This is a genomic window from Pseudomonas sp. C8002, from assembly GCF_013385765.1.
Lineage (GTDB): Bacteria > Pseudomonadota > Gammaproteobacteria > Pseudomonadales > Pseudomonadaceae > Aquipseudomonas.
This window is the reverse complement of sequence record NZ_JACAPJ010000016.1, coordinates 21708-37044: the sequence shown is the minus strand read 5'-3', so window position 1 is coordinate 37044 and position 15337 is coordinate 21708. Positions and strand designations below refer to the sequence as shown.

16 protein-coding genes are annotated in these 15337 nt (G+C 59.2%); 11 read left to right on the top strand and 5 right to left on the bottom strand.

Annotated features, from left to right (window positions below; genetic code table 11):
* The first annotated feature begins 17 nt into the window (after positions 1-17).
* Positions 18-962, top strand: coding sequence for a Nudix family hydrolase (locus HX814_RS22370; protein ID WP_102369787.1), 945 nt, complete (start codon positions 18-20; stop codon positions 960-962).
* Positions 963-1046: 84 nt separating this feature from the next.
* Here the strand turns inward: HX814_RS22370 and HX814_RS22365 are convergent, their stop codons facing one another.
* From HX814_RS22365 to HX814_RS22355, 3 genes are read right to left on the bottom strand one after another with little or no spacing between them, the layout of a single operon-like run.
* The gene (locus HX814_RS22365) at positions 1047-1625 is read right to left on the bottom strand and encodes a cob(I)yrinic acid a,c-diamide adenosyltransferase (protein ID WP_008432363.1); all 579 of its coding nucleotides are present in this window, start codon (positions 1623-1625) and stop codon (positions 1047-1049) included.
* Positions 1626-1627: 2 nt separating this feature from the next.
* Positions 1628-3664 (bottom strand): ATP-binding protein, encoded by a 2037-nt coding sequence (locus HX814_RS22360; RefSeq protein ID WP_003209782.1) that lies wholly within the window; start codon positions 3662-3664, stop codon positions 1628-1630.
* Positions 3665-3710: 46 nt separating this feature from the next.
* A complete protein-coding gene (locus HX814_RS22355; protein ID WP_177009702.1) occupies positions 3711-4628 on the bottom strand; it encodes a putative 2-dehydropantoate 2-reductase in 918 nt (305 codons plus the stop codon).
* A 126-nt stretch (positions 4629-4754) separates the two neighbouring features.
* Between HX814_RS22355 and HX814_RS22350 the strand changes: the two genes are divergently transcribed.
* Both HX814_RS22350 and HX814_RS22345 read left to right on the top strand, forming a co-directional pair.
* Positions 4755-5240, top strand: a complete 486-nt coding sequence (locus HX814_RS22350; RefSeq protein ID WP_003209785.1) for a YajQ family cyclic di-GMP-binding protein — start codon at positions 4755-4757, stop codon at positions 5238-5240.
* 135 nt (positions 5241-5375) lie between these two features.
* Positions 5376-6218 carry a mechanosensitive ion channel family protein gene (locus HX814_RS22345; protein ID WP_177009703.1) on the top strand — a complete coding sequence of 281 codons (843 nt, stop codon included), beginning with the start codon at positions 5376-5378 and terminating at the stop codon, positions 6216-6218.
* Between the two features lie 191 nt (positions 6219-6409).
* On the opposite strand, the gene HX814_RS22340 is transcribed toward HX814_RS22345, so the two are convergent.
* Positions 6410-7681, bottom strand: coding sequence for an OprD family porin (locus HX814_RS22340; protein WP_003209790.1), 1272 nt, complete (start codon positions 7679-7681; stop codon positions 6410-6412).
* Between the two features lie 883 nt (positions 7682-8564).
* Here HX814_RS22340 and HX814_RS22335 point away from each other — a divergent pair.
* Positions 8565-8990 (top strand): HIT domain-containing protein, encoded by a 426-nt coding sequence (locus HX814_RS22335; RefSeq protein ID WP_003209794.1) that lies wholly within the window; start codon positions 8565-8567, stop codon positions 8988-8990.
* A gap of 3 nt (positions 8991-8993) precedes the next feature.
* Entirely contained in the window at positions 8994-9200 is a 207-nt protein-coding gene (locus HX814_RS22330; protein WP_003209796.1) for a SlyX family protein, read from the top strand.
* An 84-nt stretch (positions 9201-9284) separates the two neighbouring features.
* On the opposite strand, the gene HX814_RS31625 is transcribed toward HX814_RS22330, so the two are convergent.
* Positions 9285-9887, bottom strand: a complete 603-nt coding sequence (locus tag HX814_RS31625; RefSeq protein ID WP_003209798.1) for a cold-shock protein — start codon at positions 9885-9887, stop codon at positions 9285-9287.
* A gap of 428 nt (positions 9888-10315) precedes the next feature.
* Between HX814_RS31625 and HX814_RS22320 the strand changes: the two genes are divergently transcribed.
* The 6 genes from HX814_RS22320 (at position 10316) to ruvC (ending at position 15254) form a co-directional block, all read left to right on the top strand.
* Entirely contained in the window at positions 10316-10789 is a 474-nt protein-coding gene (locus HX814_RS22320; RefSeq protein ID WP_003209800.1) for a Dps family protein, read from the top strand.
* A gap of 209 nt (positions 10790-10998) precedes the next feature.
* Positions 10999-11352, top strand: coding sequence for a ribbon-helix-helix domain-containing protein (locus tag HX814_RS22315; protein WP_177009704.1), 354 nt, complete (start codon positions 10999-11001; stop codon positions 11350-11352).
* Positions 11353-11570: 218 nt separating this feature from the next.
* Positions 11571-11792: an FmdB family zinc ribbon protein gene (locus HX814_RS22310; RefSeq protein ID WP_177009705.1), complete on the top strand. Its 222-nt coding sequence runs from the start codon at positions 11571-11573 to the stop codon at positions 11790-11792.
* A gap of 108 nt (positions 11793-11900) precedes the next feature.
* Entirely contained in the window at positions 11901-13676 is a 1776-nt protein-coding gene (aspS, locus tag HX814_RS22305) for an aspartate--tRNA ligase (RefSeq protein ID WP_003209808.1), read from the top strand.
* A 151-nt stretch (positions 13677-13827) separates the two neighbouring features.
* Entirely contained in the window at positions 13828-14574 is a 747-nt protein-coding gene (locus HX814_RS22300; RefSeq protein WP_003209810.1) for a YebC/PmpR family DNA-binding transcriptional regulator, read from the top strand.
* Positions 14575-14729: 155 nt separating this feature from the next.
* On the top strand, positions 14730-15254 hold the full coding sequence (gene ruvC, locus HX814_RS22295) for a crossover junction endodeoxyribonuclease RuvC (RefSeq protein ID WP_003209812.1): 525 nt from the start codon (positions 14730-14732) through the stop codon (positions 15252-15254).
* Positions 15255-15337 lie beyond the last annotated feature (83 nt).

Below are 15337 nucleotides of genomic sequence, written 5' to 3'. Positions count from 1 at the left end.
TCAGAGGAAATAGTGCGGTGAAACGAGTTCATGTAGCAGCAGCGGTCATCCGGGGTGTCGACGGCAGGATTCTGCTGGCGCGCCGCGCCGATACCCAGCATCAGGGCGGCCTCTGGGAGTTTCCCGGTGGCAAGGTGGAGGCCGATGAGTCGGTCGCTACCGCGCTGTCCCGTGAATTGCAGGAGGAGCTGGGCATCCAGGTCACGGCGGCTCGCCCGTTGATCAAGGTGCAGCATGATTACCCGGACAAACAGGTGTTGCTGGATGTCTGGGAAGTTTCGGCCTTTACCGGCGAGCCCCACGGTGCCGAAGGCCAACCCCTTGAGTGGGTGGCCCAGCGGGACCTGCCGAACTATGAGTTTCCGGCAGCCAATGCGCCGATCGTTGCGGCGGCGCGTTTACCGGCTGACTACTTGATCACTCCGGGCGAGCTGGAGACACCCGTCCTGCTGCGCGGTATTCAAAAAGCCATCGCTGGTGGCATCAAGCTGGTTCAGCTGCGTGCCCCCAACGGTTACGACCCCAAGTACCGTGACCTGGCGGTGGACGCCGTGGGCCTGTGTGCGGGCAAGGCGCAACTGATGCTCAAGGGGCCGTTTGAATGGCTGGGGGATTTTCCCGCGGCCGGCTGGCATATGACCTCGGCGCAACTGCGCAAGTACGCCAGCAAGGGACGTCCTTTGCCGAAGGATCGCTGGTTGGCGGCGTCTTGCCACAATGCTGAGGAATTAGCCTTGGCGGAGTTGATGGACGTGGATTTCGTCACCTTGTCGCCGGTGCAGCCGACCCAGACTCATCCTGATGCCGAGCCGTTGGGCTGGGAGCAGGCACAGCAGTTGATCAGTGGGTTCAGCAAGCCGGTGTTCTTGCTCGGTGGGGTGGGTCCTGCTGAGCGGGAAAAGGCCTGGGAGGCTGGTGCTCAAGGTGTGGCGGGGATTCGGGCGTTCTGGCCTGAGGTTTAGGCATAACCCTGGCGAGTGGCCAGGGGAGCTGTTGTGGCGAGGGAGCAAGCTCCCTCGCCACAGGTTGCAATCAGTCAGTAAACATCAGTGCGGCTTTGCCGCCGCCTGCCACAAGATCTCTGCAACGCCCTGGCGCTTGGCAATCACCCTGGCTGCCACAAAGAGCAAGTCCGACAGCCGGTTGATGTACGCCAACCCGACGCCTTCCAGCGGTTCCTCTGCATTCAGGTGCTGACACCGGCGCTCCGCACTGCGAGCCAGGCTTCGGCATACATGGGCCTGGGCAATCAACGCCGAACCACCCGGCAGAATGAAGTTCTCCAGCGGCCCGACCTCTTCATTCCAGCGATCGATCGCCGCCTCAAGCCGGTCGACTTCCGCCGCGTTCAGCGCCTTGTACACCGGCATCGCCAATTCGCCGCCCAGGTCAAACAGACGATGCTGGCAAGGTGTCAGCACCTCGATCACATCCTTCAACGCTGGATGCTGCCCGCTTTGTTCCTCCAATCCCGCCAGCAACAAACCCAACTGGCTGTTCAGCGCATCCACCTCGCCAATCGCCTCCACCCGTGGATGGTCCTTGGGCACGCGGCGGCCGTCGCCCAGGCCGGTTTCGCCCTTGTCGCCGGTACGGGTGTAAATTTTCGACAGGCGAAAGCCCATGGTTAGCGCTCCAGTTGAGTGAGTTCGTTGGGTGGCAATTGGCTGCCCGCCAGGGGCAGACGCAAGGTGAAGCAGGTACCCTGGCCAAGGGTCGAATGCACTTCCATCTGCCCCTTGTGATTGTTGGTGATGATGAAATACGAAACCGACAACCCAAGCCCGGTGCCCTGGCCGATTTCCTTGGTGGTGAAGAATGGCTCAAACGTGCGTTTGCGCACGTTCTCGCTCATGCCGATGCCGTTGTCTTCCACCTGGATTTCTGCCCACGGCGGGTTGAGCCGGGTGCGCAGGATGATCCGGCCGGGCTCGCTGCCGTCTTCGCGCTGGTGAATCGCCTGGGCGGCGTTTTTCAGCAGGTTGAGCAGTACTTGCTCCAGTTCGTTGGCGGTGCCGGGGACCGGGCCCAGTTGCGGGTCGAACTGGCGGATGATCGCCTGGCCCTTGAAGTCGAAGCCGACGGTGAGGTCGAAGTCGTTGCCGGCAATTTCCACGGCCTGGTCGATCAAGGCCGGCAAGTCGCACGGCGCCATCTGCCGGTTGCTGCGGCGGCTGAAGCTGAGCATGTGGGTGACGATTTTCGCCGCCCGGGCGCCAGCCTGCTGGATGCCGTCGAGCAACTGCGGCACTTCGCGGCTTTGCAGGTAGCGGTTGACCGAGTCCAGGTCGATGCCCGCCTGTTCGGCGTGCTCGAGGTTTTTCGGCAGTTCGTTGGACAACCGGCGGCGAATGTTCTGCACGTTATGCAGGATCGCTCCCAGCGGGTTGTTGATTTCGTGCGCCATGCCGGCGGCCAGGCCACCGACCGAGAGCATTTTCTCTGACTGCACCATCATTTCTTCCAGAGACAGGCGCTGGGTGATGTCGTCGATCCGGATCACCACGCCGCGCCCGGCACCGCCCATCAACGGGTAGAAGGTCAGGGCGTAGTGCTTGGGTTCGTCATCCTTGACCCAGGTAACGCGCTCGATCCGCTCCACGGTGTGTTGCTCGACCGTGGCCTTGATCTGCGGCAGGAACGGCTTGAGCGGCTGGAAGGCGAGGAAGATCGGCTGGTTCAGTGCCTCGTCCAGGCGGGTCCCGGAAAGTGCGCTGGCTTCCTGGTTCCACTGGGTGACGTAGAGCTGTTCGTCGAGGGCGATCAGTGCCGAGGGCATCGAGTCGATGATGCTGTTGAGGTAGTTCTGGAAGCCGGTGAGCTTTTTCTCGATCTTGCTGCGCACCTGCACTTCCAGTTCCAGCTTGCGGTTGGTGTGGCGGGTTTCTTCCGCCAGGCCCTGGGCTTGATCGTAGGCGGCCTGGGAATCGTCTCGCGCGCGCTTGAGTTGCTGCTCACGGGCTTCAATGCGCGAAAGCATGGTGTTGAAAGCTTCGGCGAGGCTGCCGATTTCATCATGGTTGCCGCGACCGGCGCGCAGGGCGTAGTTCTCTTCCCGGGTGACCTGGCGCGACAATTCTTCCAGTTCGTGGATCGGCCGGGTAATCAGGCGCTTGATCTGCCGGGCGATCACCAGCCACAGCAACACGCTGAAGATCAGGATACCCAGGCTGGCGGTGAAGGTCCCGGTATAGAAAGCCACCGGCAGTTCGCTGCTGGCCACCAGCAGCAAGTGCCCGGACGGTTTGCCGGCACGGGGCAGGGTGATCACCTGGTTGCTGCGAAATTCGGTGGTACGCCAGGTTTCAATGTCCCGGAAATTATCTGGCAGGTGCAGGCGATTGGCATGTTGCAGCTGGGCCAGGCGCGTGCCGTCTCCGTCGTATAAGGCCGCGGCCCGCAATGGCGAGTAGCTGGTCAGTTCATCCAGCAGGGTTTGCGCCTTGAGCGGTGAGTCCAGGGACTCGGCGGCGAGCGAGGGGTTGGACACCAGCCGACCGATGGCCTGCAAGGCCTGGGGCGCCATGCTTTCCTGGGAGATCCAGTAGGCGGCGCTGATAAAGGTCAGGTTGGCCACCAGCAAGACGGTGGTCAACAAAACCAGCAGGGCCGCCAGCAGTTTCTGCCCAACCGGTAGATTTTCGAGACGCTGGCGCAGTGGCATCAAGGTTTTCGCTGCAAAGGAACAAGCAGGCAGGGTAGCGCGTGCTTCAGTCGCTGGGCAATCCGCGTGCAGACAGTTGCCGTACCAGGCGCGCCTGGAGTTGTTGCAGGTGCGGCAAGGTCAGTTGGTGACGTGCGGCCGCCTGGCAGGCATAGCCCAGCAAGTAGCTGATTTCGGTGCGCCGGGCATTGGCCACGTCCTGGTACATCGATGAGTAATTGGCCGCCGTGGCCTGGATCACCCGTTCCACTTCGCTCTGCAAATCCTGCGCGGCGGCGGGTTGGCCGCAGCATTCCAGCAGTTCGGCGAGTTCGGCGCACAGGGTGGCCACTTCGCACTGATGGGCTTGCAGTTCCCCATTGCGGCATTGATACAGCACAGTCAGCGGGTTGATGGCGCAGTTCAGGGCCAGTTTGCGCCACAGGCGGGTGAGGATATCGGTGCTCCACGCATGGGGGATGCCGGCGGCTTGCAGGTCATCCAGCCACAGAGGCGGGGTAGGGTGGCTCGCGTCTCCCAGCCAGGTGTAGCCATGGCCGGCAAACACTACTCGCCAGTCGCTTTCGCGAAACGCGCCTTCGGTGCTGGAGGCGAAGATGCAGCGGGCTTGGGGCAGTTGGGCGGCGACTGCGTCCTGGCTGCCCAGCCCGTTTTGCAACAGGATCAGCTCGGCGTCGGGTGCCAGACGATGTTCAAGCTGTGCGACGGCCTCTTGGGCGTCGTAGGCTTTGCACGCCACCAGCAGGCGATGAATCGGCCCAGGGCTGTCGGATGTTTCGCCGACGACTGTATAGGTGTGAGCCACGCCGTGCTCGACCAGGGTCAGGCCCTTGCCGGTCTGATAGCTCGCCAGCCGCGCGTGGTCCCGCAGGATCAGGCGCACGGGCAGCCCGGCGCGGGCCAGGCGGGCGGCCCACAGTGTTCCGAGGCTGCCGGCGCCGAGGACGTGCCAGGTGGTCGACATCAGTTTTTACTCCGTAAGGCTGCCCGCAGTGAACGAGGCGAAAGAACCGCTATAATGCCCGGGCATTTTAGCCCGGGCGTGCTCCATCTCTACTGAGCCGCGCCCCTTTTTTATTGGAGAAATTACATGCCGTCGTTCGACGTGGTATCCGAACTGGACAAACATGAAGTCACCAACGCCGTCGAGAACGCCGTCAAGGAGCTGGATCGCCGCTATGACTTGAAGGGCAAGGGCAGCTTCGAGTTCAAGGAAAAAGAGCTGACCGTCAACCTGACCGCGGAAGCCGACTTCCAGCTGGAAGCGATGATTGAGATCCTCAAGCTGTCTCTGGTCAAGCGCAAGATCGACGCGCAATGCCTCGAAATCAAGGATGCCTATGCGTCCGGCAAGCTGATGAAGCAGGAAGCCGTGCTCAAGGAAGGCATCGACAAGGAGCTGGCGAAGAAAATCGTCGCTCACGTCAAGGACGCCAAGCTCAAGGTCCAGGCCGCCATCCAGGGCGAGCAGGTACGTATCACCGGTAAGAAGCGTGACGACTTGCAAGAGGCCATTGCTGCCCTGCGCGCCAAGACCTTCGACATGCCGCTGCAGTTCAATAACTTCCGCGACTGATAGCACTTTGGGGAACCTGTGGGCGTTTTTGACGTCCCACGCCCCAGAACCTGCGCCCACCATTGAGCCCTACGGGGCTCAATTGTATTTAGGGCCAACCAATAGGCCGAGCATCCGGTAAACAGGAGAATGTAGATGGACTTGAACGCTGAAGTGGATCACCTGATCAAGAGCTCGGAGTCATGGTTACCGATGATCATGGAATACGGCAGCCGATTTTTGCTGGCGGTGGTCACCCTGGCCATCGGTTGGTGGCTGATCAACGTCTTGACCCACCGAGTGGGGCGTTTGCTGGCACTGCGTAATGCGGACCTGGCGCTGCAACACTTCATTACCAGCCTTGCGAACATTGCGCTCAAGGTCATGCTGGTGGTCAACGTGGCCTCGATGATCGGCGTCGCAACCACCTCGTTCGTTGCCGCGATCGGCGCCGCCACCCTGGCCATCGGCCTGGCATTGCAAGGCAGCCTGGCGAACTTCGCCGGCGGCGTGCTGATTCTGTTGTTCCGTCCGTTCCGCATTGGTGACTGGATCGAAGCCCAGGGCACTTCCGGTACCGTCGACAGCATCCAGATCTTTCACACCGTGTTGCGCACCGGCGACAACAAGACGGTGATCATCCCGAACGGCAGCCTGTCCAACGGCCTCATCACCAACACCAACCGTCAGCCGACCCGTAAAGTGGTATTTGATGTGGGTGTCGACTACGAAGCCGACCTGCAGAAAGCGCGCGAAGTGCTGTTGGAACTGGCCAAGGACCCACGGGTACTGGCTGATCCTGCGCCGGCAGCCGTGGTTTCGACCCTGGGCGACAGTTCAATCACTGTGTCCCTGCGAGTCTGGACCAAGACCTCGGATTATTGGGATGTGATGTTCATGTTCAATGAACTGGCACGTGATCGTTTGAAAGGCGCGGGAATCGATATTCCGTTTCCCCAGCGGGTTATTCGAGTAATGCAGGAAAGCGCTACGAAGTAATGCTATGACTTGCGGATCAAACTTGTCAGATGTGTCAGGTTTGATGTGTAGGATCAAACTAGATAGTTAGCTTGCTAGTTATGTGGTTGTTGAGATCAAGTTGCAATAAAAAAGCCGCTCACTTGCGAACAAGTGAGCGGCTTTTTAGTTAGGGCCGAAACCCTAAGTCATCGTTGTAATCAAACTGCCAATTACAAGATGTTCAGCGGGTATTGCGCGATCAGACGCAGTTCGTCGATGGACGCCGAACCGTAGTACACACCATCGCTGGAGCGATAAGTGGCTTGACGCACGCGCAGGCTCAGGTCTTTTGCCGGGCCGCTCTGGATCACGTACTTGGCTTCGATGTCACGTTCCCACTCTTTGCCGTTCGAGGTGTCGGCGGTGTTGGCGCCGGTACCTTTGACGTAGCGAGTCATGAAGCTCAGGCCTGGTACGCCGAAAGTCGCCATGTTCAGGTCGTAGCGAGCCTGGAACGACTTCTCGTCTTCAGCGTTGAAGTCGGAACGAGCGATGGAGTTGGCAAGGAAGATCGTGCCGCCGCCGTCTACGCCGTAGCCGTAGTCACCGTCACCGCTGACCTTCTGGTAGGCCAGGGTAAAGGTGTGAGCCTGGATGGTGTACGCGCCTTGCAAGCTGTAGGCACGGTTGTCCAGTTTGGTGGTGCCGTCTTTCTCAGCCCGTTGCAGGCCAGCGCCATCACTTTTGGTGCTGTAGATGTTGAAGTCGACCGCCAGGGACTGCTCATTGCTGAGCGCATGGGTCCAGTTCAGGTTGGCGTAGGTTTTTTTCCAGTAGTCTTCGGTCTTCGCGTAGTAGAGGCTGGCGCTGACTTCTGGAGTCAGGGCGTAGACACCACCGATGAAGTCGGTTTTTGTCAGGCCCAGGCTGTCGCGGTAGGTCTGGGCTTGTGCCACGCTCGAAGTGAAGTGACCGCCTTCAAGTTTCAGGCCTTTGATCTCGTTGCTGGTCAGCGAGATACCCTGTGGCAATTCAGGCAGCAGACGGCTGTCATCGGAAGCGAATACAGGCGCGGTGGTGTACTGGTCGCCGATTTTCAGGACCGTATCGGAGATACGGAACTTAACTGCGCCGCCGCCCTTGGAGTAATCATCCTGAGCGCGACCGTCGGAGCCAGTTGGAAACAGGCCAGTGCCGGAACGACCCTTGCCGCTGTCCAGTTTGACGCCCAACAGACCGATGACGTCGACACCCACACCGATGGTGCCTTGGGTGAAGCCCGACTGGTACAGGCCGTTGAAGCCCAGACCGGTTTCGTCGACGCGGCTCTTGCCGGTGTCATTGTTACGGAAGTCGCGGCTAAAGTTCAGGAGGCGAGTGTTGATGCTGAAAGTGCTGTCTTCAACAAAGCCCTTGGAATCGTCCTGGGAGGACGCCATTGCGAACTGCGAGGTGCCTGCTGAAACAGCCAGGGCGATCATGCTCCACTTCATCACGCGCATCGTGATTTGCTCCTTTGGTTTTAGGAAGAGTACTGCCGTCCCACCTATATTTTTGTCTGGGCGGCTCTTTCTTTTTTGTGTCGGCGCAAAGTTATATCACGCAGACATTATTGACGATACTTGCACATCTATCCTTTCAGCTTCTTTACGGGCCTGTCGTAAATTGCTAGCTCCATGTCGCAAATTCACAGTCCACTTGTAACCGGACTGACAACTTCAATGCTGTTTTAAAACCTTGGAAGCGGGGTGGAAAAGTCACCCCTGAAAGTTTCAACTCATCCCTGCCAGGCATTGAACCGCTGTTATTTTCCGTCGCGAAACACCTGCTTCCCGCCGGTGCCGTTGTCGACGATATGGGTGTGAATGCAACAAGCGTGCACAAACCCGTAACCGAATGTGATTTTTTCGTGAAAAGTGTCAACGGCCTGTAAAAACCGCATAAGCACGGGCTTTTTACGCCGTTTGGTTTGGCCTTGACGCGCCTGCCGCACTCCGGTTCGGTGGCGCATAAAACCTGTACCAGAGCAAAACGTTACCGGTTCACCCCGTTCGGTGGGTAGTTGGCGGATCCCTTTGAAGCACAAATGGGTCATTTTGGTGCAGTGCTTCACTGACTGCGTTTCTGCTCCCGTTCTGCCTTCGCCTTTTGAAAGCCGTCTGGCTCAAGGTCTTGAAGCATGTTCCGCGTCCCGACTTTGACCAGAATTGGATACATTGGTCATTTAGCGTAGCTGAAATATTGGCCTGTCTCGAAATGGTGCGCTTTTTTTCGTGGCGTCCTGTTTGGGCGCGTATTCGGCCACGCGCATTCGCCGTGAAGCGACTGGCATTCGCAGGTATGCTGGGCGCCTGAAACCTGACCCGCCGAACGGGAGTGACTGCTGTGTTCGCCTTAGATCCACGTCTTCAACAAGACACCTTGCCTATCGGGGATTTCCCCCTGTGTCGGCTGCTGCTTTCCAATGACTCGAATTACCCCTGGTTCATCCTGGTGCCGCGCATTGACGGTATCAGCGAAGTGTTTCAACTGGATGTCGCCGACCAGCAGCGAGTGTGGCAGGAAAGCACGGCGCTGGCCCAGTGGCTGAACGAAGGGTTCGGCGCCGACAAAATGAATATCGGTGCCTTGGGTAATGTGGTCAGCCAACTGCACGTGCATGTGATCGTACGCAAGCGCGACGACGCGGCCTGGCCTGCGCCGGTCTGGGGCAAGCACCCGGCGAAGCCCTACAGTGACGAGCAAGTGGTGGCAATTCGTGCGCGCCTGCGCGAGATCCTGCCGGCCGACTTCACGTTCCTGGAGGCTTGAGCCATGGATCTTCAAGCCCGCGTGACCGACCTGGAAAGCCGCCTGGCCTTTCAGGACGACACCATCGAGACCCTGAATGACATCCTGGTCACCCAGCAGCGTGCCGTGGAACGCCTGCAGTTGCAGATGACTGCGTTGCTCAAGCGCCAGGAAGAAATGGGCGGCCAGTTCGAGTCGTCCGAGGAAGAGGCGCCGCCCCCTCATTATTAATAAGGCAGGGGTTGAACCCCTGGCATAAAAAAACCGCGATGCAGCCAGGCTGCATCGCGGTTTCTTTTTTTCGGGGTGCTGGAATCAGCGACGCGGCAATGCGGCGATCACATCTTCAGCTTGCAGCCCCTTGTCACGGTTCATGACGGAGAACTCCACGCGCTGGCCTTCCACCAGTACGCGATGGCCTTCGCCGCGAATCGCCCGGAAGTGGACGAAGATATCGTCGCCCGAATCCCGGGAAATAAAGCCGAAGCCCTTGGAGGTGTTGAACCACTTGACGGTCCCGGTATCCCGGTTGGTCATGTCGTAGCTTTGCGACGCAGCGGCCGGGGAGGAGCGGTAAAAACTGATGGCCAGATGAAGAACGATGGCGACCAGTGCGATTGCCAGGCTGAGCAGGACGGCCGGGTGGCCACCCACTTCAGGCATAGGCGCCAGCAGGGTGAGGGTTTGCACGACAACAGCCAGGACCAGCAGGGCGCTGACCAGGTTTTGCAGTTGATGACGCGGGCCTTTGTTCCAGTATGGAATGACTGGAGCCAGTGTCAGGTTAAGAAGACCAAAGAAGGTCAGGTAGAGAGCGTCAGGTTGCTGCAGGTAAGGCAGGGTCTCTGATCGCAGGCTGGGGATAAAGGACAGCAGCAAAGCTGCAGCGCCCGTTAGCAGGTGGACGATTTTCAACATTTTGATTAACTCACGTTAAGACGGATCACAAGGAAGAGCTGACGGGCACGGTTCGCTTCTGAACAATGGGAGGCGTTGGGCACGTGCACGGGTATCAGCCTATGCCGCTTGCCGCGAAAAATATCGGCGGCGACACGCTGCCTATTTAACAGCAAAGCCTGTGCCTACTCAAATCAAGCATTTCAGGCTGTTACAAGGGGCACGGCATTTCTGCGTCAAACACTTGTCCTAGACAGGTGCAGGCTTTTTCGCAGGTGCTGGGTAATTTTTCCGGTAGCTGTTGAAGCCTTGCCTGTCGGGCAAGCCCGCTCTGCAAGGGGCGATTTGCCGCACCTCGAAAGGGTCGGCCAGGCTGCGCACGGCCGGCACTCTTGCTAGAGTGGTCCTGCACCTGATCAATGAATTTTTATCAATTGAAGGGGAAACACATGGCAATCGATATTGGTATCAGTGAAGAAGACCGTAAATCAATCGTTGATGGACTTTCGCGACTGCTTTCCGATACCTATGTACTTTACCTGAAGACCCACAACTTCCATTGGAACGTAACGGGGCCCATGTTTCGTACACTGCACTTGATGTTTGAAGAGCAGTACAACGAACTGGCGCTGGCGGTGGATTCAATCGCAGAGCGTATTCGTGCCCTGGGCTTTCCCGCACCGGGTGCCTACTCGGTGTATGCGCGACTTTCTTCGATCAAGGAAGAAGAGGGTGTGCCGAGCGCTGAAGACATGATCAAGCAACTGGTCGAAGGCCAGGAAGCGGTGACTCGCACAGCCCGGGGGATCTTCCCGTTGTTGGATAAAGTCAGTGATGAACCGACGGCGGACTTGCTGACCCAGCGTATGCAAGTGCATGAAAAGACCGCATGGATGTTGCGTTCCCTGCTCGAAAACAAATAACACCGGTGGCGGGAGGGCGTCGAGCTGACGCCCCTCGCATGCCTGCTTCCCGGCGATTTCCGCGATTCCGCGAGCTTCCTGATACGCGCGTTGGCTTGTCCTACGGTGATCGGCTCCCTGTCTTCTGGCTGCACTTGTCGTCTTGATGTTTTATAGCTCAACGGCCAACGAGAACATGAGTGGCCGTCAGGCAATGGAGTGTCAAGTGTATGTCACGCGGAGCAGGTTATGGAGTTATGGAAACGTGCGGATTGCACAAGATAAAGGTAGATCCCTTTGCCAAGGGGTTCGATATGAACTTGGCCAGGCCATTGTCCCGATCGGTTCGGCTTAATGGTTTTTCGACGTGTTTGCGGCTCGAAGAGGTGTATTGGAATATCCTCGCGGAGATCGCCAGGATCAATACGTGTTCGGTCAGTGCGCTGCTGTCTTACGTGGACCGGGAAGTGCACTTGCGTTATGGCGGTGTAAAGAACTTCAGCGGTCTGGTCAGGGTGGTTTGCGTGGTGCATGTATTGAAAGGGCGGCTTGTCGCGCCCAGTGTCCAGCCGGACCCTGCATGAACCTTGTGCCGGGCGCCCGTCCCGGGATTGCCCCGGGTCGGGCGCCCGGCAGAAGCCTGCTGCAGTCATCTATATAAAGAGCAGCGCGCCGCTACGGCTGCACAGCCTCGATTTACCAGATATAATCCCGGGCTTTGCTGCGCATGCCGGGACTTTCCCACAGGATAGAGCCAGGGCAGGGCGTGGCGCAGTAATGATCTGATCGCCGAGACATCTCCATGCCCATGTACGACTATCTATGTGCTTCCTGTGGTCATCAGTTGGAAGCCATTCAAAAGATCAGCGCAGCGCCGCTGGTCGATTGCCCTGCCTGTCAGGCACCGGAGCTCAAGAAGATGTTGTCCATGCCGGGCTTTCGCCTGAGTGGCAACGGTTGGTACGAGACCGACTTCAAGACCGGTTCGAAGAAGAATCTGGCCGGCGGCGACAAAGCAGACTGAGTTGAACTCTACGCGCAGGCTCCTGCATTATCCGTCACCTGACTTAGCTGTACGGTGATGAGGCGGGCCTCCACCGAATTTCGAATTACGAGAAGCGAAACCACTATCATGATGCGCAGCCACTATTGCGGCCAACTGAACGAGACCCTGGAAGGTCAGGAAATCACCCTTTGCGGATGGGTTCACCGTCGCCGCGACCACGGCGGGGTGATCTTCCTCGATATTCGTGATCGTGATGGTCTGGCCCAGGTGGTGTTCGATCCGGACCGCGCCGAGAGCTTCGCCGCCGCCGATCGCGTGCGCAGCGAGTACGTCGTGAAGATCACCGGCAAGGTTCGCCTGCGTCCGGCCGGTGCCACCAACGCCAACATGGCGTCGGGCATGATCGAAGTGCTGGGTTACGAACTGGAAGTGCTGAACGAGTCGGAAACCCCGCCGTTCCCGCTGAACGAGTTCTCTGACGTTGGCGAAGAAACCCGCCTGCGTTATCGCTTCCTGGACCTGCGTCGCCCGGAAATGGCCGAGAAGCTGCGCCTGCGTTCGCGCATGACCACCAGCATCCGTCGCTTCCTCGACGAGAACGGCTTCCTCGACGTCGAGACGCCGATCCTGACCCGTGCTACCCCGGAAGGCGCCCGCGACTACCTGGTGCCGAGCCGTACCCACGCCGGTTCCTTCTTCGCCTTGCCGCAATCGCCACAGCTGTTCAAGCAACTGCTGATGGTCGCCGGCTTCGACCGTTACTACCAGATCGCCAAGTGCTTCCGTGACGAAGACCTGCGGGCCGACCGCCAGCCTGAATTCACCCAGATCGACATCGAAACCAGTTTCCTCGATGAAAAAGAGATCATGGGCATCACCGAGCAGATGATCCGCAACCTGTTCAAGGAAGTGCTGAACCTGGAGTTCGGCGAATTCCCGCACATGACCTTCGAAGAAGCCATGCGCCGTTACGGTTCCGACAAGCCAGACCTGCGTAACCCGCTGGAACTGGTTGACGTTGAAGACCAACTGAAAGATGTCGACTTCAAGGTGTTCAGCGGCCCGGCCAACGACCCGAAATGCCGTATCGCCGCACTGCGCGTGCCTGGCGCTGCGAGCATGCCGCGCAAGCAGATCGACGACTACACCAAGTTCGTCGGCATCTACGGTGCCAAGGGCCTGGCGTACATCAAGGTCAACGAGCGCGCCAAGGGCGTCGAAGGCCTGCAGTCGCCAATCGTCAAGAACATCCCTGAAGCCAACCTCAATGTGATCCTGGATCGTGTTGGTGCGGTTGACGGCGACATCGTGTTCTTCGGTGCCGACAAGTCGAAGATCGTCAGCGAAGCGCTGGGTGCACTGCGGATCAAGGTCGGCAACGACCTGAACCTGCTGACCTGCCAGTGGGCGCCGATGTGGGTTGTCGACTTCCCGATGTTCGAAGAAAACGACGACGGCAGCTTCAGCGCACTGCACCACCCGTTCACCGCGCCGAAGTGCACGCCGCAAGAGCTGGAAGCCAACCCGGCTGGCGCTCTGTCCCGTGCCTACGACATGGTGCTCAACGGCACCGAGCTGGGTGGCGGTTCGATCCGTATCCACCGCAAGGAAATGCAGCAATCGGTCTTCCGCCTGCTGGGCATCAACGAAGATGAGCAGCAAGAGAAGTTCGGCTTCCTGCTCGACGCCCTGAAATACGGCGCGCCACCCCATGGCGGCCTGGCCTTTGGCCTGGACCGTCTGGTGATGCTGATGACCGGTGCCCAGTCGATCCGTGAAGTGATTGCCTTCCCGAAAACCCAAAGTGCTGCCGACGTCATGACGCAAGCGCCGGGTGTGGTGGATGCCAAGGCACTGCGCGAGCTGCATATCCGTCTGCGCGAGACACCAAAGGCTGAGTAAGGCCGCAGCGTGAAAGCGCGATAGGGTTTTACATTGTCAGCTAAGGGCGCATCTTCGGATGCGCCTTTGCGTTACAAGGGCTGCACGTTAAAGAGGGAAGTCCCGCCTGGGGCGGGATCGACAGGTTTCTACAGAATTTCGGAGTTGTGTTATGGCTGGCCATTCCAAGTGGGCGAACATCAAGCACCGCAAAGAGCGTCAGGATGCCAAGAAAGGCAAGATCTTCACCAAGTGGATTCGCGAGCTGACCGTTGCCGCGCGCCAGGGTGGCGGTGACCCGGGTTCCAACCCGCGCCTGCGCCTGGCCCTGGACAAGGCCCTCGGCGCCAACATGAGCCGCGACATCATCGACCGCGCCGTGGCCCGTGGTGCCGGTGCGGCCGATACAGACGACATGGTCGAGTTGAGCTACGAAGGCTACGGCCCGGGTGGCGTGGCGGTGATGGTCGAGTGCATGACCGACAACCGCAACCGTACCGCGGCTGCCGTGCGCCATGCGTTCAGCAAATGTGGCGGCAACCTCGGCACTGACGGTTCGGTGGCCTACCTGTTTGAGCGCAAGGGGCAGATTTCCTTCGCGCCTGGCGTGGATGAAGATGCGCTGATTGAGGCGGCAATGGAGGCCGATGCCGACGACGTGGTGACCAACGAAGACGGTTCCATCGACGTGTTCACCTCGTTCGCGGGCTTCTATTCGGTGCGTAACGCCCTGGAAGCGGCTGGTTTCAAAGGCACCGACGCGGAAATCGTGATGCTGCCGACCACCAGCGCCGAGCTGGACCTGGACGGGGCGCAGAAGGTACTCAAGATGCTCGACATGCTTGAAGACCTGGATGACGTGCAGAACGTCTATTCCAATGCCGATATTCCGGAATCGGTGGCTGAACAGCTAGGCTGAAGGATGATGCAGATCTAATGTGGGAGCGGGCTTGCTCGCGAAGGCGGCGTGTCAGTCAGTCAATACGGTGACTGATACACCGCCTTCGCGAGCAAGCCCGCTCCCACATTTTGATCTTGGCTATATCAAGAATTTTTTATCCAACTGCAGGCGTTATGACTCTAATCCTAGGTATCGACCCCGGTTCGCGAATCACCGGCTTTGGCGTGGTCCAACAGACCCCGCGAGGCTGCGTGTACGTGGCGTCGGGCTGTATCCGTACCGGCGCCGGCGAGTTGGCCGAGCGCTTGCAGATCGTGTATCGCGGCGTGCGTGAAGTGATCCAGACCTATGGGCCAGTGACCATGGGCATCGAAAAAGTGTTCATGGCGAAAAACGCCGACTCCGCCCTGAAGCTCGGCCAGGCCCGCGGTGCGGCCATCGTGGCCGGAGCCGAGGAGGGCATGGAGATCGCTGAATACACCGCGACCCAGGTCAAGCAAGCCGTGGTCGGTACCGGTGCTGCCAATAAAGAGCAGGTGATGATGATGGTCATGCACATGCTCAAACTCACCGCCAAACCGCAAATCGATGCCTCCGACGCCCTGGCCATTGCCATTTGCCATGCCCATACCCGTTCCAGCCTGATGCCCCATGGCTTGGGGACCGCACGCAGTCGTGGCGGCCGGCTGCGTCTCTGATAGCATCAGCGCATTCATTCTGCGTGGGGTGCATGAACGGCCTGTGCTGTCGGCCGGCATGCCCGCGTTATTACCGGCCAGGC